Below are 25,793 nucleotides of genomic sequence, written 5' to 3' on the forward strand. Positions count from 1 at the left end.
GCATCAGCCCCGGACCGGACGCTGTTGCTGGTAAAGCTGAGTCAGCGGCGCAATCCGTTCTTCATTGCGCTGTAACCACTGCTGCATGGGCTGGGGCAGCCTGTTGGGGGCTGGCCAGGGAACCGGATAGGCCTGTGGCTGGAACAGGGGCGCAAACAGGGCGGCAGCGGTCAGGTCAGCACGGGTAAAACGGTCGCCGACCAGAAACTCCGATTTCTGGTAGGCCGCTGCCAATTCACTCAGAATATCTTCAATAGTCTGTTGGGCTGTACGGGCGGTGCGCTCGTTGATCTTCATCCAGCTGCGCATGAGCTCCTCTACCCGGCTGAATCCGAGCCGGAGCAGGTAGCGGTTGTAGAAGGGGGTCTGTGCCGCGAGCATGGGGGCCACCAACTTGGGCCGCTGCAGCAGGTAGTGATAGCAGTAGCAGCGCACGGCTGGCCCTGCCACCTTGTCCAGGCGCCGTTCCCACTCCCTGACCATTTGTCGCTGGTGCGGGTCTAACGGCGTCAGCGGCCGCTCGGGAAAGGCGTCATCGAGATAATCGATGATATCGGCGGAGTTTTGCACGACCTTGTCATCATGGGCCAGCACCGGGACGGAGGTGCTCCCGGTCATTCCTTTGATCAGCTTGATATGGCTGCCAGGCAGGAGGTTAATGGTCTGGTAGCTCAGCCCCTTGTGGTCGAGCGCCCAGCGAATCTTTTCGCAGTAGTGGGAAATGGCGAACTGGTACAGCTTGATGGCCATGACGGACGTTTCCTTAGTGGGACAGCAAAGCTGCAAGCCTACTGTTTTTTCATCCCGGGGTTAAGAAAACCTGCCTACAATGCGGAAAACTCGATCAGGGAGACAACGGATGAGAATGCCTGCGATGATGACGGCCGCTGCACTGGCCGCCGCAACTGCGCTGTCGGGATGCTCGGCGATGAACGGGGCTGTTGACGGTTCGGCAACCTCCGCTATGGCCTGTGGCCAGCTCAATATCACCGTGAGCTACCGGGGCGACCATGCCAGGCTGTTGGTGGGCGAAGAGGCGTATTCGCTGGTTCAGATACCGGCGGCCTCCGGGGCCCGTTACCAGGGGGAGGATCACGCGGAGATTCAGTTCTGGAGCAAGGGCCCGCAAGCGATGCTGTCGGTGGGTAATCGCACCTGGCCGCAGTGTGTGCCCCGGGGCATGATCGCCGAGCCCTTCCGGGCCCGGGGGAACGAGCCATTCTGGCAGGTTGCGGTTGACGGGGGGCAACTCCGTCTCACTCAGCCGGACTCTGCAGAGACGGCGTCAGCAGGCTACGAGCTTGTGGCCAGAAACGCTGCCGGGCAGACCCTGGTCGCCGACCTGGATGGTCGGCCTGTGTTGCTTGAGACTGCGCCGCAGTTATGTCGGGATTCCATGTCAGGCATGGCCTACCCCCACCAGGCTCGCCTGACCCTTGACGGGGCCCGTCTGGAGGGCTGTGCCGGCAATCCGGATATGCTGCTGCAGGGGGTGGAATGGGTCGTCGAAGACATCGACCGTGGCGGGATTATCGACAGCTCCAGAATAACCCTCCATTTCCTGCCGGAGGGTCGTCTGGCCGGTCGGGCGTCCTGCAATAATTATATGGGCAGCTACCAGCTGAGCGGTGAGGGCCTCAGCGTCGGCCAGACCGCCAGCACCATGATGGCGTGTGCGCCGTCCCTGATGCACCAGGAACGCCGTTTTCTGGAAGTGTTGGGCGCGGTGCAGCGCTTTGACATCCTCCCGACCGGCGCGCTGATTCTGGAAACGGCCGACGGCCGAACCCTGCGGGCCTTTGGTGAGCAGTCGCTGAACCTTTAGCTGGATGGCCGTCCGGCCGTTTCGACCCGATTACGGCCGCGGGATTTTGCCCGGTACATGGCATGATCTGCCTCAGACAGCAGGTGCTCCAGGGAGATCGGTCGCCCATGTGCGGCGGCAATTCCGAAGCTGGCGGTGCATCCCAGGGTCTGGCCTGCGGCTTCAATGGTGCTGGCTGCGATGGCTTGGCGTAATCGTTCTGCCAGATGTGATGATTCGTCGGTGTCGGTGTTGTACATCAGAATGGCGAACTCTTCGCCGCCGATTCGGCCGAGTACGTCGGCATCCCGGGCCATTGAATCGACCTTCGTCGCCACGTTCTGAAGTACCCGATCACCGATGGCGTGGCCATAGCTGTCGTTGATCTGCTTGAAATGGTCGAGGTCAAACATGATCAGTGATAGCGGGTGCCCGTTGCGTAAGGCCTGCTGGGTGGCCTGTTCGCCGAGCGCAAAGAACGCGCGGCGGTTGTTCAGCCCGGTCAGTTCATCGGTGTTGGCCCTGGCTTCCGCCAGTGCCACCGCCCGCCTGAGTTGCTCCTCCGTCTCTTTTCGATCGGTAATGTCGATGGCCACCTCTAGCCGGACGAGGCGGCCATCGGTCCACCTCAGGGCCAGATCCCGGCACTGGTACCAGCGCTGGTTGTCGGTGTTCTGGAATTCCCAGACATAGACCCCGGTGGGGTGGCCCTGGTCGTCGACCAGCCGGTCGTTGGTGCAGAAGGAGCAAGGGCCGGCCTGCCCCGCCTGCAGCACCTGCCAGCATTTTCGGCCTTGCGGTTCCCCCCAGAGCTGGCGGCCATAGGCGTTCAGATACAGCAACTCATAGGTCTCGAGATCGGAGACATAGACCAGGGCGTCGAGACTGTCGAGGATGGTTTGCAGGGTATCGGGGTAATCACCGCTACCCCCTTGGGGGGGCTGGGATGCATCGGAGATCATGAGGACGTTCCAGTGTCGCTTTTAACCTTAATGTTAGCGTTGTCGATGAGCGATCGCCAGAGACCGGCGTCCATCAGAAGGCAGCTGACTGGAACCAGGGTCACTAAAGTGTAGTAAAGAGTCGTTACGGTGGAAGGTCGCTATTCATCAGGAGACCCGCCATGACCGAGCTTCGCGCGTTGACCCCTCACGCCGCCATTCCGACTGAGCAGGCAACCCGCGACAGCCGTCAGCGGCGACTGCTGAGAACCTTTTTGCCGGAGTTGATCAAGACCGAGCGTCTGCTGGCTGAAGCTCCGGATATCGTGACCACACAGGTGGCCGACCGGGTGGCGCTGAAGGATGTCACGGTACCGATCTATCGCGCTGATCTCGGCAGCAATTCCCCGGACGTGCCGGTGTTCCTGCTGGTGGGTGGGGTCCATGGTCTGGAGCGGATTGGTACCCAGGTAGTGCTGGCCTGGCTGCAGAACCTGCTGGCGCGGATGCGCTGGGACCGGCACTTGCAGGAATTGCTGGAAAAGGTGCACATCACGGTGTTGCCGATTCTCAACCCTGGCGGAATGTATCTCAACCAGCGCAGCAACCCGAATGGCGTCGACCTGATGCGCAATGCCCCCATCACCGCCCAGGACCGCAGCGCTTTCATGCTTGGCGGTCAGCGGCTGTCACCCCGCCTGCCTTGGTACACCGGGGATCCGGAACAGGGGATGGAGCGGGAAAACCGGGCCCTGGCTTCGGTGATTGATGACGTGTTGGTGGGGCGTCCATTCAGTCTGGCACTGGATTGCCACTCGGGGTTTGGCTGGAACGACCAGATCTGGTTTCCCTACGCTTATCGCCGCCGGCCGATGCGCCGCATCGCCTCGGTGATGGCACTAAAGCTGATCTGGGAGCAGGCCTACCCCAATCATGACTACCGGTTTGAGCCCCAGTCGCGCCACTACCTGACCCATGGCGATCTGTGGGATCACTTCTACAAGCAGGTCAACCGGACCGGGGAAGGCGGGTTTATTCCGCTGACCCTGGAAATGGGATCCTGGCGCTGGGTCCGCAAGCGCCCACGGCAGCTGTTGCGGCTCGATGGCCTGTTCAACCCGCTGGTGCCTCATCGTCACCAGCGGGTGTTGCGCAGCCACCTGGCCTTCATGGACTTTCTCGTCAATGCGGCGGCCAGTTTCGATGGCTGGTTGCCAGTTCGGGAAGAGGAGACCATGCTCAGGGAAGCGGCAATCATGCATTGGTACCGGGAACACGGCTGATATGAGATGGATTCTGTTGCGAGGTCTGGCACGAGAACAGGCGCACTGGGGGGCGTTTCTGCCGCAGCTGCGTGAGGCTTTTCCCGAGCATCAGTTCTTTCCCGTGGATTTGCCGGGCACGGGCGTCCACTACAAGGACCGGAGTCCGGCGACCATCCCCGACATTCGCCAGCATGTGCAACAGCAGGTGGCGCATATCCCCCGCCCCTACAGTATTCTGGCGCTGTCCCTGGGAGGTATGGTGGCGCTCGATTGGGCCCAGAATACGGCGGAGGGGGAGATCCAGCATCTGGTGCTGATCAATACCAGTTCCGGGTTCAGTCCGCCGTGGCAACGGATGAAGCTAAAGGCCTGGCCGCGTCTGCTTCGTATCCTCAGTCGCCGCGAATTGTTCGATCGCGAGCGGGGTATCCTGGCGCTGTCGTCCAACCGTCCCCTGAGCCAGACCGTTGCCAAGCAGTGGTACAGCATTCAACGCCAGCGTCCGGTCAGTGCGGGCAATGCGCTGCGTCAGATCACAGCTGCCGCAAGATTTCACCCTGGCAGTAAGCGCCCACTTACATCAGCCCTGGTGCTGGCCAGCAAGGGCGACCGGCTGGTGGACTGGCGTTGCAGTCGTGCGCTGGAGCGGCGCTGGCAATGGCTGCTGAAGCAGCACCCGGATGCGGGTCACGACCTGCCGCTGGATGACCCCCAGTGGATCATCCGCCAATTGCAGGCTTTCCTGGGAGATGAATAATGGTTGCTTGACGCAACTCTTTTTTGTGGGCAGTCTCTATACGGTCAAATAATTAAACGGAGACTGTTGTCATGAAGATCTACGAATCCAGAACGGCCCCCAACCCCCGGCGCGTGCGGATGTTTCTGGCCGAAAAAGGTCTGCTGGACAAAGTGGAGTTTGTCGAACTTGACCTTCAGAAGGGTGACAATCTGACGCCGGAATTTGCAGCGATGAACCCGATGAAGAAAGTCCCGGTGGCCGAGCTGGATGACGGTACCTATCTCGCCGAAACCATGGCCATTTGCCGTTATGTCGAAGAAGCCCACCCGGAAACGACGCCACTGCTGGGGACCACGCCGCTGGAAAAGGCCGGGATCGAGCAATGGCTGCGATGGATCGACTTCTATTTCTTCCTGCCCACGGGTATGTGTTTTCAGCACACCAGCGGTTACTTCAAGGACCGCATGAAGCCCATTGCCGAATGGGGTGAGGACTGCCGCGTTGCGGTGGAGAAATTCTTTCATTTCCTGAACAAGCATCTGGAAGGCCGCGATTACATCTACGGTGACCAGCTTACGGCGGCAGATATCAATGCCTTTACCACGATTGCGTTCAACAAGGTCAACCGAATCGCCATCAAGCCCGAGCAGACTCATCTGCAGGCCTGGTTTGACCGTATCAAGGCTCGGCCATCGGCCAATGCGTAACTCATAACGGGAACATAGCTATGATTGACCTGTATACGTCACCGACCCCCAATGGCCACAAGATCAGCGTTCTGCTCGATGAATTAGGGGTGGACTACAACCTGATTCCGGTGGATCTGTCGAAGGCCGAACAGAAAACGCCGGCGTTCCTGGCCATGAACCCCAACGGTCGCATTCCGGTCATTGTTGATCGGGACAACGATGACTTTGTGGTATTTGAATCCGGCGCCATCATGATTTATCTGGCGGAAAAGTTCGGCTGTTTTCTGCCCGAGGATGCCGCTGGGCGGTCACGCACCCTGCAATGGCTGATGTTCCAGATGGGCGGCGTGGGGCCGATGATGGGCCAGGCCAATGTGTTCTACCGCTATTTCCCGGAGAAGATCCAGCCTGCGATTGATCGCTACCAGCACGAGTGCCGGCGCCTGTTCGAGGTGCTGGACCGCCGCCTGGGGGAAGCTCACTACCTGGCCGGAGATGAAATCACCATTGCCGACTTCGCCAACTGGTGCTGGGTGCGTACCCATACCTGGTCCGGGGTGTCGGTGGAGGGGCTGGACCACCTTAATCGCTGGCTTGATGAGCTGGCGGCCCGCCCCGGATGTCAGAGTGGCGTCCGCAAGCCGGAACGGATGACCGAATCAGAGTCACTGGTCAAGGTCGCGCAATCGATGGTGACGCGTTAACTCGGCGTGACCGTCCCCAATGCGGATGGTTGAAAATCGCTCAGATATTCTATAAAAGAATAAGCATATAATTTATTCTTTCTGGAGCGAGGCAATGACTTTACGAAAATCCGGGTTGGCGGTATTGGTTGGCCTGAGTGTGTTGGCCGTGGATGTGGCTGGGGGTGACGAGGCCGAGCTGGTTGCCGAAGCCCGCAGTCGGGCCAGTGCGTTTGGGGCTGACTTGCAGGCAACGCTGAAAAGCGCCATCCAGGCTGGCGGCCTGACCCAGGGCATAGAAGTCTGCAAGAGTGCGGCCCCTGCGCTGGCGGACCAGCACAGTGTTGAGAGCTGGAGCATCGGTCGTACCGCGTTGCGTGTGCGCAATCCAGGCAATGCACCGGATGCCTGGCAGACCGAACAGCTAAAAATGATGTCCGCTGCCCCCATTCAGGATGGTCGTCCGGCGTCAGTCTGGCGCACGCGTGATCACGAAGGGCAGCCGATGTTTGAGTATATGCAGGCGATCCCTACTGGAGAGGTCTGCCTCAAATGTCACGGTGACAACGTGTCTGAAGGTGTTCAGCAAACCCTGACGGAGCTGTACCCGGATGATCAGGCGACCGGCTTTGGACTCGGCGATTTGCGAGGCGCTTTTGTGATTCGCTACTGGCCAGTGGCCGACCAGTAACCGCACACCGATCACTGCTGCGCAGAACGAATAACGCCAGGTCTGGTGCCTGGCGTTATTCGTTTGGGCGTGTTCAGAACGTCGTCAGAAAAACAGTTCCTGTAGCTTGGCGCCCGGATCTTCTGCCCGCATGAACGACTCGCCCACCAGGAAACCGTAGATCCCCCGGTCGGTCATGGCGGTCACATCGCCACGGCTGAGGATACCGCTTTCTGTCACTGCAAAACGCTCGGCGGGAATGCGCCCGTGAAGATCGAAGGTGGTGTCCAGCGAAACCTCAAAGGTGTGCAGGTTGCGATTGTTGATGCCCACCAGCGGCGTAGTGAGGGTCAGGGCGTCGTCCAGCTCTTCACCGTCATGCACTTCCACCAGTACATCCAGCCCAATCTCATGGGCAATGCCTTCCAGTTCCTGCATCTGATCCTTGGTCAGGCACGCGGCAATCAGCAGGATGCAGTCCGCCCCCAGGGCACGGCTCTCATAGACCTGATAGGGGGCGACCATAAAGTCCTTGCGGATCACCGGCAGGTCGCAGGCGTTGCGTGCGGCCACCAGGTAGTCTTCATGGCCCTGGAAGAAATCCCGGTCGGTGAGTACCGACAGACACGCAGCCCCGGCCCGGGCATAGCTTTCGGCAATGGCGGGCGGGTTGAACGGATCCCGCAGGATGCCTTTGCTCGGAGAGGCCTTCTTGATTTCCGCAATGACCGCCGGCTGCCGCGCTTCAATGCGGGACTGCATGGCCGCCGTGAATCCCCGTGTGGCAGGTTGATCACCGGCCCGGGCCTTCATGTCGGCAAGGGACGCGGCGGGTTTGCGCTCGTCGATCTCCTGCCATTTGCGGTCAACGATTTTGCGCAGGATGGTCGGGGTGCGGTCGTTGTGTCGGTTGCTCATGATCGGTCTTCAGTCGTAACAGTGTGAGAAGTCGGCCAGTTCAGACAGCTTGCCCGCTGCCAAGCCGCTGCCGATCGCGTCCAGGGCCATATCCACACCATGTTTCATGGTGTCTGACAGCCCGGCGACGTAAATGGCGGCGCCAGCGTTGAGGGCGATCATATCACGGGCTTTCTCGGCCATGTCGTCATGGCCACGGCCAAAGGCGGCGTGAATCAGCTTGAGGGAATCGTCGGCGGTGCTGACATCAAGCCCGACCAGGGTCTGGCTGGCGATGCCGAGGTCTTCCGGTTTGATGGTGTATTCGCTGATCTCGCCGTCCTTGAGTTCCGCCACATGGGTTTCGGAGGCCAGGCTGATTTCATCGAGACCGTCTTTGGCATTCACCACCATGATGTGTTCGCTGCCGAGGTTCTTCAGGACTTCGGCCATGGGGCGACACAGTTCCTTGGTGAAGACACCAATCAGCTGGCGTTTGACACCTGCCGGGTTGGTCATCGGCCCAAGGATGTTGAAGATGGTGCGCATGCCCAGTTCCCGGCGCGGGCCAATGGCGTGTTTCATAGCGCCATGGTGAGCGGGGGCAAACATGAAGCCGACGCCGATCTGTTCGACACAGCGGGCGACCTGTTCCGGGCTGATGTTGAGGTTGACGCCGGCCTTTTCCAGCAGGTCAGCGCTGCCGCTCTTGGAGGAAACGGCGCGGTTGCCGTGCTTGGCAACGTACCCGCCGGCGGCTGCGACCACGAAGGTGGCGGCGGAGGAGACGTTGAACAGATTGGCGCCATCGCCGCCGGTGCCAACGATGTCTACCAGCGGCTGGGCATTGATGCTGACGGGGGTGGCCAGTTCCCGCATAACTTCGGTGGCGCCGGTGATTTCCTCGATGGTTTCACTCTTGATGCGCAGGCCCATCAGCAGGGCGCCGATCTGGGCATCGGTGGCTTCACCCTGCATGACAATCCGCATGACGTCTTTCATTTCGTCGCGGGTGAGGTCGAGGTTGGCGGCAATTCGGTTGAGCGCTTCTTTGATGTCCATTCGGTGGTCTCTTCTGGTCAGTTTTGGTCGTTGCCTTTAGAGAGCTTAGCAAGCCGACTCAACTCAGCTCCGCAAAAAATTCCGCAACAGCTCGTGGCCCTGCTCGGTCATGATCGATTCCGGGTGGAACTGTACCCCCTCAATCGGCAGGGTTTTGTGGCGGACCCCCATGATCTCTTCTACTGAGCCGTCTTCGTTGCGGGTCCAGGCGGTGACTTCCAGGCAATCTGGCAGGGTGTTCTTGTCGATCACCAGGCTGTGGTAGCGGGTCGCCTGCAGGGGATTGTTGAGGCCGCGGAATACGCCTTCATCCTTGTGGTACACCGGGGAAATCTTGCCGTGCATGACCTGGCCGGCACGGATGATATCGCCTCCAAAGACCTGGCCGATGGACTGGTGTCCGAGGCAGATGCCGAGGATCGGCAGCTTGCCGGCAAAGTGTCGGATGGCGGCCATGGAAATACCGGCTTCGTTCGGGGTGCAGGGGCCGGGGGAGACCACCAGTCGTTCCGGCTTCAGCGCCTCGATCTGCTCGATGGTGATTTCGTCGTTACGATGCACCTGCACGTCGGCACCCAGCTCGGCCAGGTACTGAACCACGTTGTAGGTGAAGGAGTCGTAGTTATCGATCATCAGTAGCATGGTACGGCTCCTCAGTGGTCAAAATCGTTCAGGGTCATGGCGACTGCGCGGAAAATGGCCCGGCCCTTGTTCATGGTTTCCTTCCACTCCAGCCGTGGAATGGAATCCGCCACCACACCGGCGCCAGCCTGAATGTGCAGGGTATTGTCCTGGATCACCGCGGTACGGATGGCAATGGCGGTGTCCATGTTGCCGTTCCACGACAGGTAGCCCACAGCGCCACCGTAGATGCCCCGTTTGACCGGCTCAAGCTCGTCGATGATTTCCATGGCGCGGATTTTCGGGGCGCCGCTGAGGGTGCCCGCGGGCAGGGTGGCCCGCAGCACGTCGAGACAGGAGGTGCCTTCTTTCAGGCGGCCGGTAACGTTGGAGACAATGTGCATGACGTGGGAATAACGCTCCACGATCATCTTGTCGGTCAGTTTCACTGTGCCGGTCTCGGATACCCGCCCGGCATCGTTGCGGCCGAGGTCGATCAGCATCAGGTGCTCGGCGATTTCCTTGGGGTCGGCCAGCAGTTCTGCTTCCAGGGCCCGGTCTTCGGCATCAGTCGCGCCGCGCTTGCGGGTACCGGCGATGGGCCGCACGGTGACTTCGTTATCTTCCACCCGGGCCAGAATTTCCGGCGATGAGCCAACAATCTGGAAGTCTTCGAGATCGAGGAAGTACATGTACGGAGAGGGGTTCAATACCCGCAGCGACCGATACAGGTTCAGCGGTGGTGCCTCGAAGGGGATCGACATACGCTGGGAAATCACGGTCTGCATGACGTCACCGTCGAGGACATATTCCTTGATCTTGTCCACAGCGGCTTCGAAACGGTCCTGGGTGAAGCCGGAAATGAAGTCTTCCTCGTTCACCGTTGTGCCGCGCAGGTGGTCAGGGGTGCGCGGGGCATCGGCGGTCTGGCGGTGGAGCTTGCGCTCAAGGTCGTCCAGGCGTTGCTGAGCCTGCCCGAAGGCGCCCTCAACGCCGGGATCGACGTGAACAATCAGGTGCAGCTTGCCGCGCAGGTTATCGAACACCACCACCTCATCCGACACCATCAACAGGATGTCCGGAGTGCCGATCTTGTCCGGTGGGCAGCTTGGCTGCAGGCGTTTCTCAATGTAGCGAACGGTGTCGTAGCCGAAGTAACCCACCAAGCCGCCGTTGAAGCGGGGCAGGTCGTCCAGGTCCGGGGCGTTGAAGCGCTGCTGGTACTCTTCGATAAACGCCAGTGGATCATCGCTCTCGATGTCTTCGACAACCTGGCCCTCGCGGGTGATCGTGACACGGTGGTCGCAAACCTTGAGGATTTCCCGGCTCGGCAAGCCAATGATGGAGTAACGTCCCCACTTTTCACCGCCCTGGACCGATTCAAACAGATACGAGTACGGCCCGCTGGCCAGCTTGAGATAGGTGCTCAGTGGGGTGTCAAGATCGGCGAGAACTTCACGGGAAACGGGAATACGGTTGTAGCCGGCGTCGGCCAGTGTTGCGAACTGCTCGGGAGTCATGGGGCATCCTGTTATTTGACGAAACACGAATTTGGGTCATCGGTTCCTCAAGCGTCGTGAGGAATCCTCAAAGCAGTGCCGGTAACGCGGGTTGCCGGTTCAGGCACTGCCGGGCTGAGTGGTCAGCCGGTACGCCATCGCCACCATCGTGTTGCGCGAGAGGTCAGGACGTCGCGCGGAGTTGTCAAATTCAGTCCCTGCACTGCAGGTTTCTCCCTGAAAAGCAGATAAATAGGATGCCGACGAGATTACAAAAGCTCTGTCAGCGAATCAACCACAATCTCAGCGCCCAGTTCATCAACCGGCCCACCGTAGTTGTAACCATAGCGAACGGCGACCACCGGCACACCGGCATTTTTTGCCGCGCTGATGTCGGTGATGGAGTCGCCGACCATCAGGGTTTTTTCCAGTGCGCCACCGAGGCTTTCGAGGGCATGGTGCAGAGGCTCGGGGTTCGGTTTCTTGACCGCGAGGGTGTCGCCGCTGACGGTAACGTCAAACCAGTGTGCCAGACCCATGCGCTCCAGCAGATCATCGGTAAAGGCCATCGGTTTGTTGGTGACCACGCCGAGCTTGCAGCCTTGGTTCGAGGCGAATTGCAGGAAGGTTTCGATGCCCTCGAACACGGTGGCATGGTGGCCGTTGACTTCGTGGTAGGCATCGAAAAACAGGTCCAGCGCGCGTTCGACGGTGGATTCGTCATGATGGTCGTCAGCCTGATAATCATGGCGTCCGGCCAGGGCCCGGCGAACCAGCACTGAGGCCCCATTGCCGACCCATTCCCGTACCTTCTGCTCGCCGGGGGCAACCTTGCCCATAGCGACCAGCATGGCGTCGGTAGCTGCGGCGAGATCGGGGGCACTGTCCACCAGAGTGCCATCCAGGTCAAACAGGATGGTGTCCGGCCATTGGCCGTTGAACAGATCGGTCAGTTTCATGGCGAATCCTCGTCAGATGGCAGGCGCGGGTTCAGCGCGCCTTGGCCAGTTCGGCGCGCATCTGGTCGATGGTGGCCTTGTAGTCGTCGGTGTTGAAAATGGCGGAGCCGGCCACAAAGGTGTCGGCGCCGGCTTCGGCGATTTCGCGGATGTTGTCTACCTTCACGCCGCCGTCAATTTCGAGGCGAATGTTGTGACCACTGGCATCAATACGCTTGCGGGTTTCCCGGAGCTTGTCGAGGGTGCCCGGGATGAAGCTCTGGCCGCCGAAACCGGGGTTGACCGACATCAGCAGGATCATGTCGAGCCGGTCCATGACGTGATCCAGGTAATGCAGCGGCGTGGCAGGGTTGAACACCAGTCCGGCCTTGCAGCCACCGTCCCGGATCAGCTGCAGGGAGCGGTCGATGTGCTGGGAGGCTTCCGGGTGGAAAGTAATGTAGGTGGCACCGGCATCAATGAACATGCGGATCAGGTCGTCCACCGGGCTGACCATCAGGTGGGCGTCGATGGGTGCGGTCACGCCGTGTTTGCGCAGGGCCTCGCACACCATCGGGCCGATGGTGAGATTGGGTACATAGTGGTTGTCCATCACGTCGAAGTGAACGATGTCGGCGCCGGCGGCGAGGACGTTGTCGACTTCTTCCCCCAGTCGGGCAAAATCGGCAGACAGGATGGAAGGGGCGATCTGGAACGGATTCATGGCGGCTCTCTTGGGTTCTGGCCAGTGCGTGCGCAGGCAATTGATGATGTACCGGGCCGGATTGAATCGAAGGGCCCTCTGCGAAGGTGCTAGTCTAACAGGTTGTCGCCCGGCATTTGCAGTTCCGGGACAAGATTGGTGGGAGCAATAAGGCTAATGGCAGCAGGAATGACAGACAGGTTGAATCACGGTATCAGGGCGTTGGCCTGCGGGCTGCTTGTGCTGCTCCTGCTGGCCGGACCCTGGGCGGCTGCCCAGGAGGCCGCAGAGCCGGGGGCTGACAACGACGCCCCGGGGCAGGCAGAGCCGCCATCGACATCGACCCGCCTGACCATCTCCAGTGGGCTGGGGCAGCGGGACCTGGCCCGCCGCTATCCGCAGCAGGCGGTCTGGCTGGAACTTGGCGAAGGTGATAGTGAGCTGGCCCTGTTGGCACTGGAACGGGATGCGGTTGCCAGCGGAGCGATGCTGATTGTCGGCGACGAGGGTCAGTCGGCGGCCAGCGGACTCCATGGTGCCATGCGGTCGTTGCTGGCTGATCATGGTTGGGCGGCGATGGTGTTGGCGTTGCCGTCACGGCCCATGGCGCCGACCGGAGACGCCATAGGCGCAGAGCGGCCCGAGCCGGCCGCCGATGAGTCGGTGATGATCGACGTGGCGGTTGCACCGGATGCTGTCGAGCCTCTGCAGGGCTATCGCGAACGGGTGCAGGCATTGCTGGCAGCGGCGACCGCCGAGCTGAGTGGCCGGGGTTACCAGCGGATTGTGTTGGTTGGCGTTGGTCAGGCGGCGCTACCGGTGATGCAGGCGGCGATGGGCGGAACCAGCGGTCCGAGGGCGCTGGTGTGGGTGACGCCGCGCTTCGCGGGTGCCGACGGTGAGGCCTGGCAAAGTGGGCTGGAAGGGCTGGAAGCCTGGTCGATTCTCGATCTGGCCAATACGCTGACGGGGCCGGAGGCGACCGGGGCCAGAGCCGCGGTGTTTGCCCGCAAGGGCATGACCGGGTACCGGCAGCAGCGGTTGCTGCTGAGTGATCCGGTGTCCGGACGAGATGCACCGATGGTGGTGAACCGCATTCTGGCCTGGCTGGTGCTGGCCGGCGATGGCGCCAGCCCTTATTGATCCCTGCCTGGCGCGGCCTGACTTGCCTGATGGCGTTTACGCACAATGTCCCAGGACTGCTGGTAGCGCAGCAGTCGTTCCTTGGCCTTGGCCAGATCCGTGGCGCTGATGCCCCGTGGCAGCTTGTCGGGATGGCAGCTGGAGACCCGCTTGCGATAGGTCTGTTTGATGGATTTTAGTGAATCCCGCCGGGTAATCCCGAGCACTTTGCAGGCTTCTTCGTAGTTGGTGGGCTGGGGCAGGTTTTCCGGCTGGTAGGGCCACGCTTTGCAGGCGTAGCTGTCGAGCATATCTTCCACCACGCGGATATCCAGCCCCAGGTAGTCCACCGCATCTTCGCAACGGTGGCGGCGGGGTTTGCCCGGCTTGCCGTGCAGCTGCGCAGCATGACACAGGCAGGCTGCGACTTTGAGGGCCTGGGTTGGCGACCAGTGTTGACTGAGCCGCAGCCGGATCGCTTTCATGGCGGGCAGGGTTTGGGCCTGCTTGCCTTTCTGAAACTGATGGATGGCCCGCTGTCGCTGTCGTGGCGACAGTTTCAGCGACTTGATCAGGGATTCGGTGAAGGCAATGTCGGCTTCGGTGACCCGGCCCTCCGCTTTTGCGATATAGCCGAGGAAGAAAAACAGGCTGGCCCGGCACCAGCGTGGCAAACCCGTTCGGGCAAGCAGCTTGCTGGCCTGGTGGTCGCATGCGCTGAGGTTGTCCAGTAATTCGCCCACGGCGGATTCCAGGCGCGGGGGCAGCGGCAGTTCAAAGCGCTCGCGCATCATGATGACCGTGTCCGGTGCTGGCGAAGCTGGCGATCAAGAGCCGCGAGCCGCTCCGGGGTGCCGATGTCGAGCCACTGTCCGTGATGGTGAAGGCCGGCAACCTGATCGCGGGCCATAGCTTGACGCAGCAAAGGCGCCAGCGGATGAAAGCCGGGCTCGAGGCTGTCGAACAGCGAGCGGTGGAGCAGGCTGATGCCGGCGAAGGTCAGTTTGGCGGGGCCATCACTGTGGACGAGGTTGTTGTCCCCAAGCTGGAAATCGCCCTCGGGGTTGTGTTCCGGGTTGTCGGTGAGAACCAGGACGGCGCGGATATCCGGGCTGCTTGGCGCTACCAGTTGCCTCAGGTCAAAGTCGCACCAGATATCACCATTGATGACGACAAACCAGTCGTCGCCAGCGTCAGTGAGCAGAGGCAGGGCCTGGCGGATACCCCCGGCGGTTTCCAGTGGCTCCTGCTCGCGGGAGTAGTGGATCTGGACCTGATAGGCACTGCCGTCGCCCAAGGATTGCTCGATCTTGTCGCCGAGCCAGGCATGGTTGATCACGATGTCCCGGAACCCGGCGTCGTGTAAGCGTTGCAGGTGGTAGCCAATCAGTGGTTGGCCGCCAGCCTGCAGCAGGGGCTTGGGGACGGTCAGGGTGAGTGGACGCATACGTTCGCCCTTGCCGGCGGCGAGGATCATCGCTTTCACAGGCTGGCGGGCTCCGTGCCTTGAAGCTGTGTCTCAATGGCGGGCATCACGGTCTCCAGCAGCCACTCGTGGAAATGGCGCAGCGCGCCCTGACGGGCACTGGCATCCACCAGGTACTGCACCGTACGGGGGATGTCGCCAAGGTAGCCGGTTTTGCCGTCCCGGATGGCAAGCCGGGCGAAAATGCCAGCGGCCTTGAGGTGCCGCTGCATGCCCATCAGTTCGAACCATTGGCGGAAGGTGGCTGCGTCGGCGTGATGAAGGCCAGCGTCCAGACTCAGCTGACGGTAGTGCTCAAGCCAGCGTTCTACATCGGACTCGGGCCAGCGTACGTAGCAGTCCTTCAGCAGTGACACCAGGTCGTAAGTGATGGGGCCGCGGACGGCGTCCTGAAAATCGATCACACCGGGCCGGTCGGTATCGGGGCGAACCAGCAGGTTGCGGGAATGGTAATCGCGGTGAACAGTCACTTCCGGCTGGGCGAGGGCGCTTTCGCGCAGGAAGGTAAAGCTGGTGTCCAGCAGGCAGCGCTCACCGTTGCTCAGTTCCAGCCCCAGTTGCCGGGTCAGGAGCCAGTCCGGGAACAGGGCCATCTCCCGGTTCAGCAGGGCGTTGTCGTAGGGCGGCAGCGGGAACGCAGGGTCCGCCGGCAGCTGCTGAATGGACAGCAATTCGGCCATGGCTCCCCGGTAGCAGCGATCCGCGTTAGTCGCATCGAGCTGGCCGAGCAGTAACCGGTCGCCGAAATCTTCCAGCAACAGGAAACCCTGGGCCAGATCCTGTTCCACCACCGCAGGAACCGCAACACCATGGCTGTGCCAGTGTCTGGCAATGGCGACAAACGGGTGGCAGTCTTCGTGCTCTGGTGGCGCATCCATCACGATGAACGTGGTGTCGTGGTTGGTGACGCGGAAATAACGGCGAAAACTGGCGTCGCCGGAAACCGGCCGTGGTGAGGCCTGTGCCAGGCCGGGAAATTGCCGGACCCAATCTGTCAGCTGAGAAAGTCGGATGTCCATGGATGCAGGTTCTGGTTAGGGTGATTGATCGGATTAAGGCTGCAAAGCAGAAAAGTTAGCAGAAGGCAGTGGTGGCGGTAAAACGGTTTCCGTTAACAAGGTGGTATGGTGCGTGTAAACTAGGCGGCTACCCAAGGGGGAGCCTGCCGTAGGCCCCCGGTTGCCATTCACCCAGCACAGGATCGCTGTTGACGTGTCAGTTCCACCCAGCCAGTTTCGACGCTTTCGCCCTGCGCCGGGGAACGACGTGAAGTCCGGGGTAGCGACCGTTCTGGGGTCAGCCTTGCTGGCATTACTGACGGCTTCGCCGGCGCTGGCCGAGCCTTCCCTGACGGCGGCACAAATGGACTGGCGGCCCCGGGCGGAACTGCCCCAAGAGGTAGTCGCCGGCCTGCCACTGTTCTGTGAGGGGGGGTATCTGCCCTCGGTGGCAGGCCAGGGCAGCGTTCCGCTGCTGGGTTCAGCCAGTGGCGAGGCGGCCAGTGCCCTGCCGATATACGCCAGCGGCCTGTCGGCCCGGTACGAGATTGACCGAGCCCTGTATCTGGAAGGTGAAGTCCGGCTGCAGCAGGGGAATTTCGTGATGACCGGTGACCAGGCCCATTACGACCAGACCAGCGGCGCTGTAGCACTGTCCGGTGGACTGGTTAGCCGCGGTGACGGTTTTCTGCTCACAGGGGATGAAGCGCAATACGACACCGCCAGCGGCCAGTTTCGCCTCAATACGGCGACGTTCCTGCTGCATGAAGCCGAAATGCGCGGTACCGCCCAGACCCTGTCACGGGTGGCCGAGGATCAGGTACGGATTGAACAGGGGGTGTTGACCACCTGCGCCCCCGGGCGCAACGATTGGGCCATTGTGGCGTCGGACATCGAACTGGATCGGGCCGAAGGTTTCGGGACTGCCCGGCATGTGCGCCTGGAGGTGCTGGATACCCCGGTGTTCTACTGGCCCTATGCCAGCTTCCCGATTGACGATCGCCGCAAGTCGGGCTTCCTTTACCCTTCCTTTGGCACCTCCAACACCGGCAGCGGCCTGTACCTGTCGATACCTTATTATCTCAACCTTGCACCGCACTACGATGCCACGCTCACGCCCCAGTACATTCACGGCCGCGGACTGTTTACCGAGGTCGAGGGCCGTTATCTGAGCCGGTTTGGCGAGTCGGTGCTGCAGCTGGGGTACATCGGCAACGACGGTGACTTCAAGGACGAGAATCCCGGGGAAGACGGTGAGCGCTGGGCGCTGGATTTCGCCACCCGGGCGACCTTCGGTACCGGCTGGACTGGCTACGGCGATTATTCGGTGGTGTCTGATAACGACTACCTCGGTGACCTCAATCGCACTCTGGATATTGCCAATACCACCCACCTGCTACGCCGTGGGGGTGTTCGTTATGTCAGCGCCAACCAGTACTTCGAGGCCTACGCCAGCGGTTACCAGACCATTGCTGACTACATTACCGAAGCAAACAAGCCCTATGCCCAGTTGCCTGAAATTATCTACGGCGGCCGTACCGAGCTGGGTTGGCTGGAAACCTCGCTGGACAGCGAATACAGCTACTTTTACCGGGATAATGAACTGCTGACCGGGGTCGACAGGGCCAACGCCCAGCGCTTGCGCCTGCTGCCGCAACTGGCGTTGCCAATGCGGCGGCTGTGGGGCTATGCCGAGCCCTCGCTTACCCTGGACTACACCCGTTACCAGCTGGAAGACTACGAGGTTAATGGCCGCGCCAATCCAGACCGCACCGTACCGGTGCTGGAGTGGGATTCCGGACTGTATTTCGATCGCCGTACGGCGTTGTTCGATGTGCCTTACAACCAGACTCTGGAACCACGCCTTTATTATGCCTGGGCGGATGCCGACAGCGACCAGGATGCGTTACCTGATTTTGACAGCGCTCTGCGCTCGTTCAGTTTTGATGAACTGTTCCGTCGCAACCGTTTCAGCGGTGGTGACCGGGTCGGCGATGCCAACCGGATGACGCTGGCCCTGACCAGCCGCTTCAACGATCTCAACAACGGCACCGAGCGGGCGCGTTTCAGCTTGGGGCAGGTGTATTATTTTGACGACCGCGACGTCACCCTCAATGGCCTGGGTGCGGGTACCCGCAGTGAATCATCCCTGGCCGGAGAGGCCGTGTTGCGGCCATTGGATACCCTGGACCTGCGCAGCTCGCTGCTGTGGGACCCCCGTGACAACGCCACCGAGGAAAGCCGCAGCCAGTTGCTGTTCCATACCGCGGATTATCGCTACCTGGCCAGCCTCGGTTACACCTACAGCCGCGACGCCATCGAACAATCGGACATCGGCGCTGTGATACCGGTGACCGACCAGATCAGTCTGATCGGGCGCTGGGTACACGATGCCCAGTTGGACCGTACCGTAGGCTCGCTGGCCGGACTGGAATACAACAGCTGCTGCTGGAGCCTGCAAGTGGTTCACCAGAATTATCTGACCGACGACGAGGAGCTTGAAAGCCGGGTGCTGTTCCAGATCCAGCTCAAGGGGCTCGGTGGCGGCGGCGATTCCTCGAGCGCGATTTCCGATGCTATCTACGGTTTCGATGAGCGTGAGCGGCGCCGGTTTGGAACCCAATACCGGTAATGGCGTCTCTGCCATTGCCGGACAACCGACTAGAGGTACCTATGAAGGTCAACATGCGCAATTGCGTACAGACAGTAATGGTGATGATGGTGATGCTGCTGGCTTTGTCGGCCCAGGCCGCGCGTCAGCCTCTCGAGCGGGTCATCGCCATTGTTGACGACGGGGTGATCCTGCAGACCGAGCTTGAGGCGCGGATCCGTACGATCACGTCCCGCCTGATGGCCCAGGGCACAGCACTGCCACCCAGGGCGGTGCTGGAGCAGCGGGTGCTGGACCAGATGATCACTGACACCATCCAGCTGCAGCTGGCGGAGCGCATGGGAATGCGGGTCAGTGACAACGAGCTCAATGAAACCATTCGCTCCATTGCCTCAAGCAATAACCTGACCATGGCCCAGTTTGAGCAGCAGCTGACCGCGGAAGGTCTGACCTATGCCGAGGCACGGGAACAGATTCGCCAGGAAATGCTGCTGGGGCGGGTCCAGCAACGCAGCGTCGGCAACCGTGTCCGGGTGACCGACCGGGAAGTGGAAACCTATCTGGCTGCGGAAGCCAGCCGTGGTGGCACCGGGGCCGAATACCAGCTGGCCCATATTCTGGTTGCGGTGGATAACTTTAATGATCAGGACGAAGTGGCCCGTGCCCAGGCCAAGGCCGAGCGTCTGCTGGCGGAGATCCGCGGCGGCAAGGATTTCAGAGCCGTTGCGGTGGCGGAGTCCGATGCCAGTAACGCCCTGGAAGGCGGCGTCATGGGCTGGCGTCCGGAAAATCAGCTGCCCTCGCTGGTGGCGGATATTGTCCCCAGCCTGCCTTTGCAGGCGCCCTCCGAGGTGCTTCGCAGCGGCAGCGGTTTCCACCTCATTACCGTGCTGGAAAAGCGTGGCGGCGGCGAACAGCTCATTGAGCAGCATAAAGTTCGTCATATCCTGATCAAGCCTTCGGCCACGATCTCAAACGCTGATGCCGAACGTCGCATTCGTGAGGTTCATCAGCAGATTCAGAACGGAGCCGACTTCGGTGAACTGGCCCGGGAACTCTCGGACGATCCGGTATCCGGTTCAGCCGGTGGTGATCTCGGCTGGGTCAGCCGTGGCCAGATGGTGCCCGAGTTCGAGCAGGCCATGCTGGAGGCCCGGGTGGGCGAACTGTCACAACCGTTCCGCAGCCAGTTCGGCTGGCATATCCTGCTGGTGGACGAGCGTCGTCAGAAAGACATCAGCGACGAAATTCAGGCCAATCAGGCTCGTCAGGCAATCTACATGCGTAAGTTTGACGTTGAACTCCAGGCCTGGCTGCGGGAAATTCGCGATGAAGCCTTTGTGGAGTTAAAAACCGAACAAGGTAACGACCGCTGATGGCAACAACGGTGACCCTGGCCCTGACTGCGGGTGAGCCTGCGGGGATTGGGCCGGAGCTCTGTCTGCAGCTGGCGATGGCTCCCCGCGAGGAAGGCATCGTTGTGGTGGCCAGCCCGGAACTGCTGGCGGCCCGGGCCCGTTTGTTGGGGCTTGTCGTTGAGCTGGTGCCCTGGATGCCGGGTGAGCCTGCGGTTACCGCCGCAGGCCAGCTGTCGGTCTATGCGGTGGACGGGCTGGCCAGTGATCAACCAGGCCGGCTGGACGCCGGGAACAGCCAGTATGTGCTGTCTACCCTGACCGTTGCGGCCAGAGGCTGCCTTGAGGGTATCTTTGATGGCATGGTGACGGCGCCGGTGCACAAGGGTGTGATTAACGAAGCCGGCATCGCCTTCAGTGGCCACACCGAATTCCTGCAGCAGCTTTGCGGCGTGGAGCGGGTGGTGATGATGTTGGCCACCGAGGAGTTGCGGGTGGCATTGGTTACCACGCACTTGCCGCTGAAAGACGTCGCAGCGGCCATCACTCCCCAGCGGCTGCGCCAGGTCGCCCGAATACTGAACGCAGACCTCAAGACATTCTTTGGAATTGCTGAACCGCGCATTCTGGTGGCCGGTCTCAATCCCCATGCGGGGGAGGGAGGGCATCTTGGGCGGGAAGAGATCGACGTTATTGAGCCCACCCTGGAGCAGTTGCGTGGCGAAGGACTGCAGCTGACCGGGCCGCTGCCGGCGGACACCCTGTTTACGCCACACTGGCTCGACCAGGCTGATGCCGCGCTGGCGATGTATCATGACCAGGGCCTGCCGGTCCTGAAATTCCAGGGCTTCGGCCGGGCGGTCAATATAACCCTGGGTTTACCCATCGTGCGTACGTCGGTGGACCACGGTACGGCCCTGGATCTGGCGGGCACTGGCCGCGCCGATGCCGGTAGCCTGCACACTGCAATCCGGGTGGGGGCGGCCATGGCCCGCAGTCACCGTGCCCACCGTTTGGGAGAGAATGAATGAGCCGTAAACCGTCGGGACACAAGGCCCGTAAGCGCTTTGGCCAGAACTTTCTGCACGATCCGGGTGTGATCGAGCGTATCGTTCGCGCCATCAACCCCCGGCCGGATGACGCGATGGTGGAAATCGGCCCCGGTCTGGGCGCGCTCACCGAGGAGATTCTCGCGGTCAATCCCAACCTGCAGGTGGTGGAACTGGACCGGGACCTGATTCCGGTACTGCGGACCAAGTTTTTCAACTTCCCCAATTTTCGTATTCACGAAGCGGATGCCCTCAAGTTCGACTTCAGTGAGCTGGCGGCGGAAAAACCGCTGCGCATCGTTGGTAACCTGCCTTACAACATTTCCACGCCACTGATCTTTCACCTGTTGAGCCAGTCCGGTGTGGTGAAAGACATGCACTTCATGCTGCAGAAGGAAGTGGTGCAGCGGCTGGGGGCCGTGTCTGGGGACAATCATTACGGTCGCCTGGGAATCATGGCTCAGTATTTCTGCAAAGTTCAGCCATTGTTTGAAGTGGGACCGGGGGCATTCCGGCCGGCACCCAAGGTGGACTCGGCCATTGTCCGACTGGTACCTCATGAAACTTTGCCCCATCCGGCCCGCGATCTGGGCACGTTGCAGGCCGTGGTGCGCACCGCGTTCAATGCCCGCCGCAAAACCCTGCGCAAGGCCCTGGCTGGCGTAGTGTCGGTGGAGCAGTTGCAGGCACTGGGCATTGATGATGGCCTGCGCCCGGAAAATCTGACTCTGGCCCAGTATGTGGCGATAGCTGATGCGGTGGTTGCTGCCGGCGGCCTGTCGGCCAGCGCCAGTGGGCAGGGAGGGTCTGGGGCAAACGCGAGCGGGCAGAACGATGACTGATTTTGCCATCGGTGATATTCAGGGCTGTTACGATCGCTTGCGGGCGGTGCTCGACAAGGTCGGGTTCTCGCCATCGCGGGACTGCCTCTGGGTCGCCGGTGACCTGATCAATCGTGGACCCTCATCGTTGGAAACCCTGCGCTATCTGGAAAGTCTCGGCAGTGCCACCCGGGTGGTGCTGGGTAATCACGACCTGCACCTGTTGGCGGTTGCGCTTGGTGGCCACCCGCCGAGAAAAAAGGACACGCTCGCGGAAATCCTCGATGCTCCCGATCACCATCGCCTGATAGACTGGCTGCGTCGCCAGTCCCTGTGCGTGCACGATCCTGACCGCCGTTTATTCATGGCCCATGCCGGCTTGCCTCATATCTGGAGTGTGGATCAGGCAACGTCGCTGGCCCGGGAGCTTGAGGCGGTGATTCAAGGCAGCGATGCCGAGGAATACTTTACCCACATGTACGGGAATGAGCCGGCCTGCTGGGATGATCGCCTGACCGGCATGTTGCGCTGGCGTTCGATCACCAATTATTTTACCCGCATGCGCTTTATTGCCGGGGACGGCACCCTGGAGCTGGATACCAAAGAGTCGGTTGGGGCCGCGCCGGGTGGCTACTCGCCCTGGTTCCAGTTCCCCCGCCGGGAAGAAATCACGGTGCTGTTCGGTCATTGGGCCGCGTTGGAAGGAAAAACCGGCAGTGAACGTTTCATCGGCCTGGACACCGGTTGTGTCTGGGGAGGAGCGCTGACCATCATGAACCTCGACAGCGGAGAGCGCATACACTGTGACTGCTGACAGCCAATCACCCGGGGTGATGCCGTTGCTACGTGTCCCTCTGGTTGCGGGCGCGGTACTGGCGTTGCTGGCCGTAATGGCCGGTGCGTTTGGGGCTCATGGCCTGCGGCATCTGGTCGATGCCCGCGGGCTGGAGGTATTCCAGACCGCGGTGACCTATCAGGTCTACCATTCGCTGGCACTGGTTATGGTCTCAATGCTCGTGGGCTTTGGCTGTTCGCACCGTTTGCTTTTGGCTGCAGCGGGTTTCTTCCTCGCGGGTATTGTGATGTTCAGTGGCAGCCTGTACCTGCTGGTACTGACAGGCGCGCACTGGCTGGGGCCGGTGACTCCGCTGGGTGGACTGTGCTTTATGGTGGGGTGGATACTGGTGGTCATCGCCGGGATTCGACGCCGATAAATGAGAGACTTGAGGTCGACATGAATATTCAGCTCAATGGCGATCCGCTGGAGATCGCCGACCAGGCTACCATTGCAACGCTGCTGGAGACTCTGTCGCTGACTGGCAAGCGTCTGGCAGTGGAGGTCAACGAAGACATTGTGCCTCGCAGCCAACATGATGAATACCAACTTAAAGCGGGCGACTGCGTTGAAGTCGTACACGCCATAGGTGGTGGCTGAACGCCCCCGCTTCCTTCACGCATGCCCAAATTCACAGATCCACAAGGTGCCCAATGACCCAAGACGCTCCGCGCTCCCTGCCTGAAAACACACCGCTGGTAATTGCCGGCCGGACCTACCGTTCCCGCCTCTTGGTGGGAACCGGAAAATATCAGGATCTGGAGGAAACCGGACGTGCCATCGAAGCCAGTGGCGCGGAAATCGTGACAGTGGCCGTGCGTCGCACCAACCTGGGCCAGAACCCGGATGAGCCCAACCTGCTGGATGTGATTTCACCGGATCGCTACACCATCCTGCCCAACACCGCAGGCTGTTACACCGCCAAGGATGCGGTCCGCACCTGTAAGCTGGCGCGGGAACTGCTCGATGGTCACGACCTGGTCAAGCTGGAAGTGCTGGGTGAGGAGAAGACCCTCTACCCGAACATGACCGAGACTCTGGTTGCGGCGGAGGAGCTGATCAAGGACGGTTTCAAGATCATGGTGTACTGTTCCGACGATCCGCTGCTGGCCAAGCGCCTGGAAGAGATGGGCTGTATCGCCATCATGCCCCTGGGGGCGCCGATTGGCTCCGGTCTGGGTATCCAGAACCGCTACAACATCCGCCTGATTGTCGAGAATGCCAAGGTCCCGGTGCTGGTGGATGCCGGTGTGGGTACCGCCTCCGACGCCACCATTGCCATGGAACTGGGGTGTGACGGCGTACTGATGAACACCGCCATTGCCCAGGCCCAGGATCCGATCCGTATGGCCAACGCCATGCGCCTGGCCATTGAATCCGGCCGCGAAGCCTGGTTGGCCGGGCGGATGCCCAAGAAACTCTATGCCAGTGCCTCATCTCCGCTGGACGGCACTTTCTTCTGACGCTCGGAGTCTTTGTCCGGGCGAAGATTTCCTAATACGTGGACACGCAGTATCGCCATGACAGAAAAACAACAACCCAGCCGTCGGGAGGTTATCCTGCAGGCGCTTGCCGGCCTGCTGGAAACCGATCCCGGGGCTCGTATCACCACCGCCAGCATTGCCCGCAGCGTCGGGGTTACCGAGGCTGCGCTGTACCGTCATTTCCCCAGCAAGCGCAAGATGTTCGAGGCGCTGATCGAGTTTGCCGAAGACGCGGTGTTTTCCCGTTGCCAGGCGCTGCTGCAGGAGCAGGATGACGCCCGTCACCGGTTACGGTTACTGGCGCACCTGGTGCTGGCTTTCGCCGAGCGGAATCCGGGGCTGTGCCGTGTTTTGACGGGTGATGCCCTGATGGGGGAAGACGAGGCCTTGCGCCGTCGCGCCTCCCAGTTCTTCGAGCGCCTGGAGACCCAGGTGCGTCAGGTCATCAAGGAAGGCGAAATCCGCCAGGGCCTCAGACCCCGGACCTCGCCTGCCCGCACAGCCGACTGGCTGATGGTGTTCCTCGAAGGTCGCTTGCAACGATTTGTCCGCTCTTCCTTCGAGCGCCCGCCGACCGCTGAGTTCGAGGAGAGCTGGGGGCTTCTGGCTGAGGGGCTTTGGGTCAACGCCAACTGCTGACGCCGTTGGCCGCCAAGGCAGGTCTTTACTGACTGGCCTGCTGCAACAGCGCCCGCACCGGCTCGAACAGGGCGGGTGCGCTGATCAGGATGTCCTGTCCCCACAGATCCTCCGGGTATCCGGCGGGTACTTCACTGAAGTGGCCCACGGTTGCCCCGGCTTCCCTGGCGATGAGCCGTGCCGCGGCAAAGTCCCAGGGGCTTACGGTCTCGTAGTAGACGTCCAGCCGGCCGCAGGCCACCCAGCAGATATCCAGCGCCGCCGAGCCAATCCGCCGCAGGTCCCGACAGTGATGGATCATGGTGTCGAGGCGGTTGATCAGGGGGGCCAGGTTATCCTTGGTGTAGGGAAAGCCGGTAGCAAACAGGGCTTCACGGGGCACGCTGCAGTTGCTGTGCGCGATGGCGTTGCCGTTGAGCGTGGCATTCTCACCTTCGATGGCGCGGAAGGTTTCGTTGGCAAACGGAGCGTGCACAATCCCCGCCCGTACCCGTCCCTGTTCGGCATAGGCGATAGACACCGCGACCTGGGGGTGTCCATAGGCGTAGTTCACCGTGCCGTCGATGGGATCGACGATCCACAATGGCGTATCGAGGGATTCGGCCTGCGCCAGGTCCGGCATCGACTCTTCCGAGAGGATCCGGTGGTCCGGGAAGCGCTGCTGAATGGCCCGGGTAATGAACTCATCGGCCATCAGATCGGCGTGAGTGACCAGTTCGGTCTGCTTCTTGTAATCGGTGCGCAGGGTGTTGTGTTCACGTTCCCGGCGGATCAGTTCACCGGCATCGCGGGCGAGTTGTTCGGCAAAGTCGGTGATCTCGTTCAGCGACACGGTGGTTCCCCTTAAGGCTGGTTCGTTCCTGGAGTGCCTATGGAACCACC

Annotated in this window: 28 protein-coding genes; 16 read left to right on the forward strand and 12 right to left on the reverse strand. The window is 61.2% G+C overall.

Annotation, left to right across the window (positions count from 1 at the left end; translation table 11 throughout):
• Positions 1-3 precede the first annotated feature (3 nt).
• Entirely contained in the window at positions 4-750 is a 747-nt protein-coding gene (locus BLV11_RS00780) for a glutathione S-transferase family protein (protein WP_091811043.1), read from the reverse strand.
• A gap of 109 nt (positions 751-859) precedes the next feature.
• On the opposite strand from BLV11_RS00780, the gene BLV11_RS00785 reads away from it, so the two are divergent.
• Complete coding sequence (locus BLV11_RS00785) at positions 860-1,825, forward strand: META domain-containing protein (protein ID WP_175528242.1); 966 nt, start codon at positions 860-862, stop codon at positions 1,823-1,825.
• Here BLV11_RS00785 and BLV11_RS00790 read toward each other — a convergent pair.
• A complete protein-coding gene (locus BLV11_RS00790; protein ID WP_091811045.1) occupies positions 1,822-2,766 on the reverse strand; it encodes a GGDEF domain-containing protein in 945 nt (314 codons plus the stop codon). The genes BLV11_RS00785 and BLV11_RS00790 overlap by 4 nt on opposite strands.
• A gap of 161 nt (positions 2,767-2,927) precedes the next feature.
• Here BLV11_RS00790 and BLV11_RS00795 point away from each other — a divergent pair, with 161 nt between their 5' ends.
• From BLV11_RS00795 to BLV11_RS00815, 5 genes are all read left to right on the forward strand, one after another.
• Positions 2,928-4,028, forward strand: coding sequence for a M14 family zinc carboxypeptidase (locus BLV11_RS00795; protein ID WP_091811046.1), 1,101 nt, complete (start codon positions 2,928-2,930; stop codon positions 4,026-4,028).
• 1 nt (position 4,029) lies between these two features.
• Entirely contained in the window at positions 4,030-4,767 is a 738-nt protein-coding gene (locus tag BLV11_RS00800; RefSeq protein WP_091811047.1) for an alpha/beta fold hydrolase, read from the forward strand.
• Positions 4,768-4,838: 71 nt separating this feature from the next.
• Positions 4,839-5,456 (forward strand): glutathione S-transferase family protein, encoded by a 618-nt coding sequence (locus BLV11_RS00805; RefSeq protein WP_091811048.1) that lies wholly within the window; start codon positions 4,839-4,841, stop codon positions 5,454-5,456.
• Between the two features lie 20 nt (positions 5,457-5,476).
• Positions 5,477-6,142, forward strand: a complete 666-nt coding sequence (locus BLV11_RS00810) for a glutathione S-transferase family protein (protein WP_091811049.1) — start codon at positions 5,477-5,479, stop codon at positions 6,140-6,142.
• 94 nt (positions 6,143-6,236) lie between these two features.
• On the forward strand, positions 6,237-6,812 hold the full coding sequence (locus BLV11_RS00815; RefSeq protein ID WP_245725868.1) for a Tll0287-like domain-containing protein: 576 nt from the start codon (positions 6,237-6,239) through the stop codon (positions 6,810-6,812).
• A gap of 84 nt (positions 6,813-6,896) precedes the next feature.
• Here BLV11_RS00815 and trpC read toward each other — a convergent pair whose 3' ends face one another.
• The 6 genes from trpC to rpe all read right to left on the reverse strand — a co-directional run bounded on the left by trpC (position 6,897) and on the right by rpe (position 12,532).
• Positions 6,897-7,709: an indole-3-glycerol phosphate synthase TrpC gene (gene trpC, locus BLV11_RS00820; RefSeq protein ID WP_091811050.1), complete on the reverse strand. Its 813-nt coding sequence runs from the start codon at positions 7,707-7,709 to the stop codon at positions 6,897-6,899.
• Positions 7,710-7,718: 9 nt separating this feature from the next.
• A complete protein-coding gene (gene trpD, locus BLV11_RS00825; protein WP_091811051.1) occupies positions 7,719-8,750 on the reverse strand; it encodes an anthranilate phosphoribosyltransferase in 1,032 nt (343 codons plus the stop codon).
• 63 nt (positions 8,751-8,813) lie between these two features.
• Positions 8,814-9,392, reverse strand: a complete 579-nt coding sequence (locus BLV11_RS00830; RefSeq protein WP_091811052.1) for an anthranilate synthase component II — start codon at positions 9,390-9,392, stop codon at positions 8,814-8,816.
• 11 nt (positions 9,393-9,403) lie between these two features.
• Positions 9,404-10,891, reverse strand: coding sequence for an anthranilate synthase component I (trpE, locus tag BLV11_RS00835; RefSeq protein ID WP_091811053.1), 1,488 nt, complete (start codon positions 10,889-10,891; stop codon positions 9,404-9,406).
• A gap of 248 nt (positions 10,892-11,139) precedes the next feature.
• On the reverse strand, positions 11,140-11,829 hold the full coding sequence (locus BLV11_RS00840) for a phosphoglycolate phosphatase (protein WP_091811054.1): 690 nt from the start codon (positions 11,827-11,829) through the stop codon (positions 11,140-11,142).
• A 31-nt stretch (positions 11,830-11,860) separates the two neighbouring features.
• Positions 11,861-12,532 (reverse strand): ribulose-phosphate 3-epimerase, encoded by a 672-nt coding sequence (gene rpe, locus BLV11_RS00845; protein WP_091811055.1) that lies wholly within the window; start codon positions 12,530-12,532, stop codon positions 11,861-11,863.
• Between the two features lie 168 nt (positions 12,533-12,700).
• Here rpe and BLV11_RS00850 point away from each other — a divergent pair, with 168 nt between their 5' ends.
• Complete coding sequence (locus BLV11_RS00850; protein ID WP_175528243.1) at positions 12,701-13,654, forward strand: DUF3530 family protein; 954 nt, start codon at positions 12,701-12,703, stop codon at positions 13,652-13,654.
• Here the strand turns inward: BLV11_RS00850 and BLV11_RS00855 are convergent.
• Genes BLV11_RS00855 through BLV11_RS00865 form a run of 3 tightly spaced genes read right to left on the reverse strand, consistent with a single transcriptional unit; the run spans position 13,648 to position 16,138 of the window.
• A complete protein-coding gene (locus BLV11_RS00855) occupies positions 13,648-14,427 on the reverse strand; it encodes a molecular chaperone DjlA (protein ID WP_342707411.1) in 780 nt (259 codons plus the stop codon). The two genes, BLV11_RS00850 and BLV11_RS00855, sit on opposite strands and share 7 nt — an antisense overlap.
• Positions 14,424-15,119 (reverse strand): N-acetylmuramate alpha-1-phosphate uridylyltransferase MurU, encoded by a 696-nt coding sequence (murU, locus tag BLV11_RS00860; RefSeq protein ID WP_091811057.1) that lies wholly within the window; start codon positions 15,117-15,119, stop codon positions 14,424-14,426. Before murU ends, BLV11_RS00855 begins: the two co-directional genes overlap by 4 nt.
• Complete coding sequence (locus BLV11_RS00865) at positions 15,116-16,138, reverse strand: aminoglycoside phosphotransferase family protein (RefSeq protein WP_091811058.1); 1,023 nt, start codon at positions 16,136-16,138, stop codon at positions 15,116-15,118. The genes murU and BLV11_RS00865 overlap by 4 nt, the downstream gene beginning before the upstream one ends.
• 343 nt (positions 16,139-16,481) lie before the next feature.
• On the opposite strand from BLV11_RS00865, the gene BLV11_RS00870 reads away from it, so the two are divergent.
• The 9 genes from BLV11_RS00870 to slmA are packed head-to-tail and all read left to right on the forward strand — an operon-like array spanning position 16,482 to position 24,911.
• A complete protein-coding gene (locus BLV11_RS00870; protein WP_091811352.1) occupies positions 16,482-18,749 on the forward strand; it encodes an LPS-assembly protein LptD in 2,268 nt (755 codons plus the stop codon).
• 41 nt (positions 18,750-18,790) lie between these two features.
• The gene (locus tag BLV11_RS00875) at positions 18,791-20,104 is read left to right on the forward strand and encodes a peptidylprolyl isomerase (protein WP_091811059.1); all 1,314 of its coding nucleotides are present in this window, start codon (positions 18,791-18,793) and stop codon (positions 20,102-20,104) included.
• A complete protein-coding gene (gene pdxA / locus BLV11_RS00880) occupies positions 20,104-21,114 on the forward strand; it encodes a 4-hydroxythreonine-4-phosphate dehydrogenase PdxA (protein ID WP_091811060.1) in 1,011 nt (336 codons plus the stop codon). The genes BLV11_RS00875 and pdxA overlap by 1 nt, the downstream gene beginning before the upstream one ends.
• Complete coding sequence (gene rsmA / locus BLV11_RS00885; protein WP_091811061.1) at positions 21,111-21,974, forward strand: 16S rRNA (adenine(1518)-N(6)/adenine(1519)-N(6))-dimethyltransferase RsmA; 864 nt, start codon at positions 21,111-21,113, stop codon at positions 21,972-21,974. The genes pdxA and rsmA overlap by 4 nt, the downstream gene beginning before the upstream one ends.
• The gene (locus BLV11_RS00890; protein WP_091811062.1) at positions 21,967-22,767 is read left to right on the forward strand and encodes a symmetrical bis(5'-nucleosyl)-tetraphosphatase; all 801 of its coding nucleotides are present in this window, start codon (positions 21,967-21,969) and stop codon (positions 22,765-22,767) included. Before rsmA ends, BLV11_RS00890 begins: the two co-directional genes overlap by 8 nt.
• 19 nt (positions 22,768-22,786) lie before the next feature.
• Complete coding sequence (locus BLV11_RS00895) at positions 22,787-23,167, forward strand: DUF423 domain-containing protein (RefSeq protein WP_091811353.1); 381 nt, start codon at positions 22,787-22,789, stop codon at positions 23,165-23,167.
• 20 nt (positions 23,168-23,187) lie between these two features.
• Positions 23,188-23,388: a sulfur carrier protein ThiS gene (gene thiS, locus BLV11_RS00900; RefSeq protein WP_091811063.1), complete on the forward strand. Its 201-nt coding sequence runs from the start codon at positions 23,188-23,190 to the stop codon at positions 23,386-23,388.
• Between the two features lie 53 nt (positions 23,389-23,441).
• Positions 23,442-24,251 carry a thiazole synthase gene (locus tag BLV11_RS00905; protein WP_091811064.1) on the forward strand — a complete coding sequence of 270 codons (810 nt, stop codon included), beginning with the start codon at positions 23,442-23,444 and terminating at the stop codon, positions 24,249-24,251.
• A 57-nt stretch (positions 24,252-24,308) separates the two neighbouring features.
• The gene (slmA, locus tag BLV11_RS00910; RefSeq protein WP_091811065.1) at positions 24,309-24,911 is read left to right on the forward strand and encodes a nucleoid occlusion factor SlmA; all 603 of its coding nucleotides are present in this window, start codon (positions 24,309-24,311) and stop codon (positions 24,909-24,911) included.
• 25 nt (positions 24,912-24,936) lie between these two features.
• Here slmA and BLV11_RS00915 read toward each other — a convergent pair whose 3' ends face one another.
• On the reverse strand, positions 24,937-25,743 hold the full coding sequence (locus BLV11_RS00915) for an inositol monophosphatase family protein (protein ID WP_245725869.1): 807 nt from the start codon (positions 25,741-25,743) through the stop codon (positions 24,937-24,939).
• Positions 25,744-25,793 lie beyond the last annotated feature (50 nt).

It is taken from the genome of Marinobacter mobilis (assembly GCF_900106945.1).
GTDB lineage: Bacteria > Pseudomonadota > Gammaproteobacteria > Pseudomonadales > Oleiphilaceae > Marinobacter > Marinobacter mobilis.

Excerpts from the sequence above, each read along its gene's own strand:
- trpD (WP_091811051.1), bottom strand. The coding sequence starts at position 8,750 with ATGGACATCAAAGAAGCGCTCAACCGAATTGCCGCCAACCTCGACCTC.
- BLV11_RS00830 (WP_091811052.1), bottom strand. The coding sequence starts at position 9,392 with ATGCTACTGATGATCGATAACTACGACTCCTTCACCTACAACGTGGTT.
- BLV11_RS00870 (WP_091811352.1), top strand. The coding sequence starts at position 16,482 with ATGGACTGGCGGCCCCGGGCGGAACTGCCCCAAGAGGTAGTCGCCGGC.
- BLV11_RS00890 (WP_091811062.1), top strand. The coding sequence starts at position 21,967 with ATGACTGATTTTGCCATCGGTGATATTCAGGGCTGTTACGATCGCTTG.
- thiS (WP_091811063.1), top strand. The coding sequence starts at position 23,188 with ATGAATATTCAGCTCAATGGCGATCCGCTGGAGATCGCCGACCAGGCT.
- BLV11_RS00875 (WP_091811059.1), top strand. The coding sequence starts at position 18,791 with ATGAAGGTCAACATGCGCAATTGCGTACAGACAGTAATGGTGATGATG.
- BLV11_RS00905 (WP_091811064.1), top strand. The coding sequence starts at position 23,442 with ATGACCCAAGACGCTCCGCGCTCCCTGCCTGAAAACACACCGCTGGTA.
- BLV11_RS00865 (WP_091811058.1), bottom strand. The coding sequence starts at position 16,138 with ATGGACATCCGACTTTCTCAGCTGACAGATTGGGTCCGGCAATTTCCC.
- rpe (WP_091811055.1), bottom strand. The coding sequence starts at position 12,532 with ATGAATCCGTTCCAGATCGCCCCTTCCATCCTGTCTGCCGATTTTGCC.
- BLV11_RS00800 (WP_091811047.1), top strand. The coding sequence starts at position 4,030 with ATGAGATGGATTCTGTTGCGAGGTCTGGCACGAGAACAGGCGCACTGG.
- BLV11_RS00790 (WP_091811045.1), bottom strand. The coding sequence starts at position 2,766 with ATGATCTCCGATGCATCCCAGCCCCCCCAAGGGGGTAGCGGTGATTAC.
- BLV11_RS00855 (WP_342707411.1), bottom strand. The coding sequence starts at position 14,427 with ATGATGCGCGAGCGCTTTGAACTGCCGCTGCCCCCGCGCCTGGAATCC.
- BLV11_RS00850 (WP_175528243.1), top strand. The coding sequence starts at position 12,701 with ATGACAGACAGGTTGAATCACGGTATCAGGGCGTTGGCCTGCGGGCTG.
- BLV11_RS00805 (WP_091811048.1), top strand. The coding sequence starts at position 4,839 with ATGAAGATCTACGAATCCAGAACGGCCCCCAACCCCCGGCGCGTGCGG.
- BLV11_RS00795 (WP_091811046.1), top strand. The coding sequence starts at position 2,928 with ATGACCGAGCTTCGCGCGTTGACCCCTCACGCCGCCATTCCGACTGAG.
- slmA (WP_091811065.1), top strand. The coding sequence starts at position 24,309 with ATGACAGAAAAACAACAACCCAGCCGTCGGGAGGTTATCCTGCAGGCG.
- rsmA (WP_091811061.1), top strand. The coding sequence starts at position 21,111 with ATGAGCCGTAAACCGTCGGGACACAAGGCCCGTAAGCGCTTTGGCCAG.
- BLV11_RS00840 (WP_091811054.1), bottom strand. The coding sequence starts at position 11,829 with ATGAAACTGACCGATCTGTTCAACGGCCAATGGCCGGACACCATCCTG.
- BLV11_RS00780 (WP_091811043.1), bottom strand. The coding sequence starts at position 750 with ATGGCCATCAAGCTGTACCAGTTCGCCATTTCCCACTACTGCGAAAAG.
- trpC (WP_091811050.1), bottom strand. The coding sequence starts at position 7,709 with ATGAGCAACCGACACAACGACCGCACCCCGACCATCCTGCGCAAAATC.
- BLV11_RS00895 (WP_091811353.1), top strand. The coding sequence starts at position 22,787 with ATGCCGTTGCTACGTGTCCCTCTGGTTGCGGGCGCGGTACTGGCGTTG.
- BLV11_RS00810 (WP_091811049.1), top strand. The coding sequence starts at position 5,477 with ATGATTGACCTGTATACGTCACCGACCCCCAATGGCCACAAGATCAGC.
- BLV11_RS00815 (WP_245725868.1), top strand. The coding sequence starts at position 6,237 with ATGACTTTACGAAAATCCGGGTTGGCGGTATTGGTTGGCCTGAGTGTG.
- BLV11_RS00785 (WP_175528242.1), top strand. The coding sequence starts at position 860 with ATGAGAATGCCTGCGATGATGACGGCCGCTGCACTGGCCGCCGCAACT.
- trpE (WP_091811053.1), bottom strand. The coding sequence starts at position 10,891 with ATGACTCCCGAGCAGTTCGCAACACTGGCCGACGCCGGCTACAACCGT.
- pdxA (WP_091811060.1), top strand. The coding sequence starts at position 20,104 with ATGGCAACAACGGTGACCCTGGCCCTGACTGCGGGTGAGCCTGCGGGG.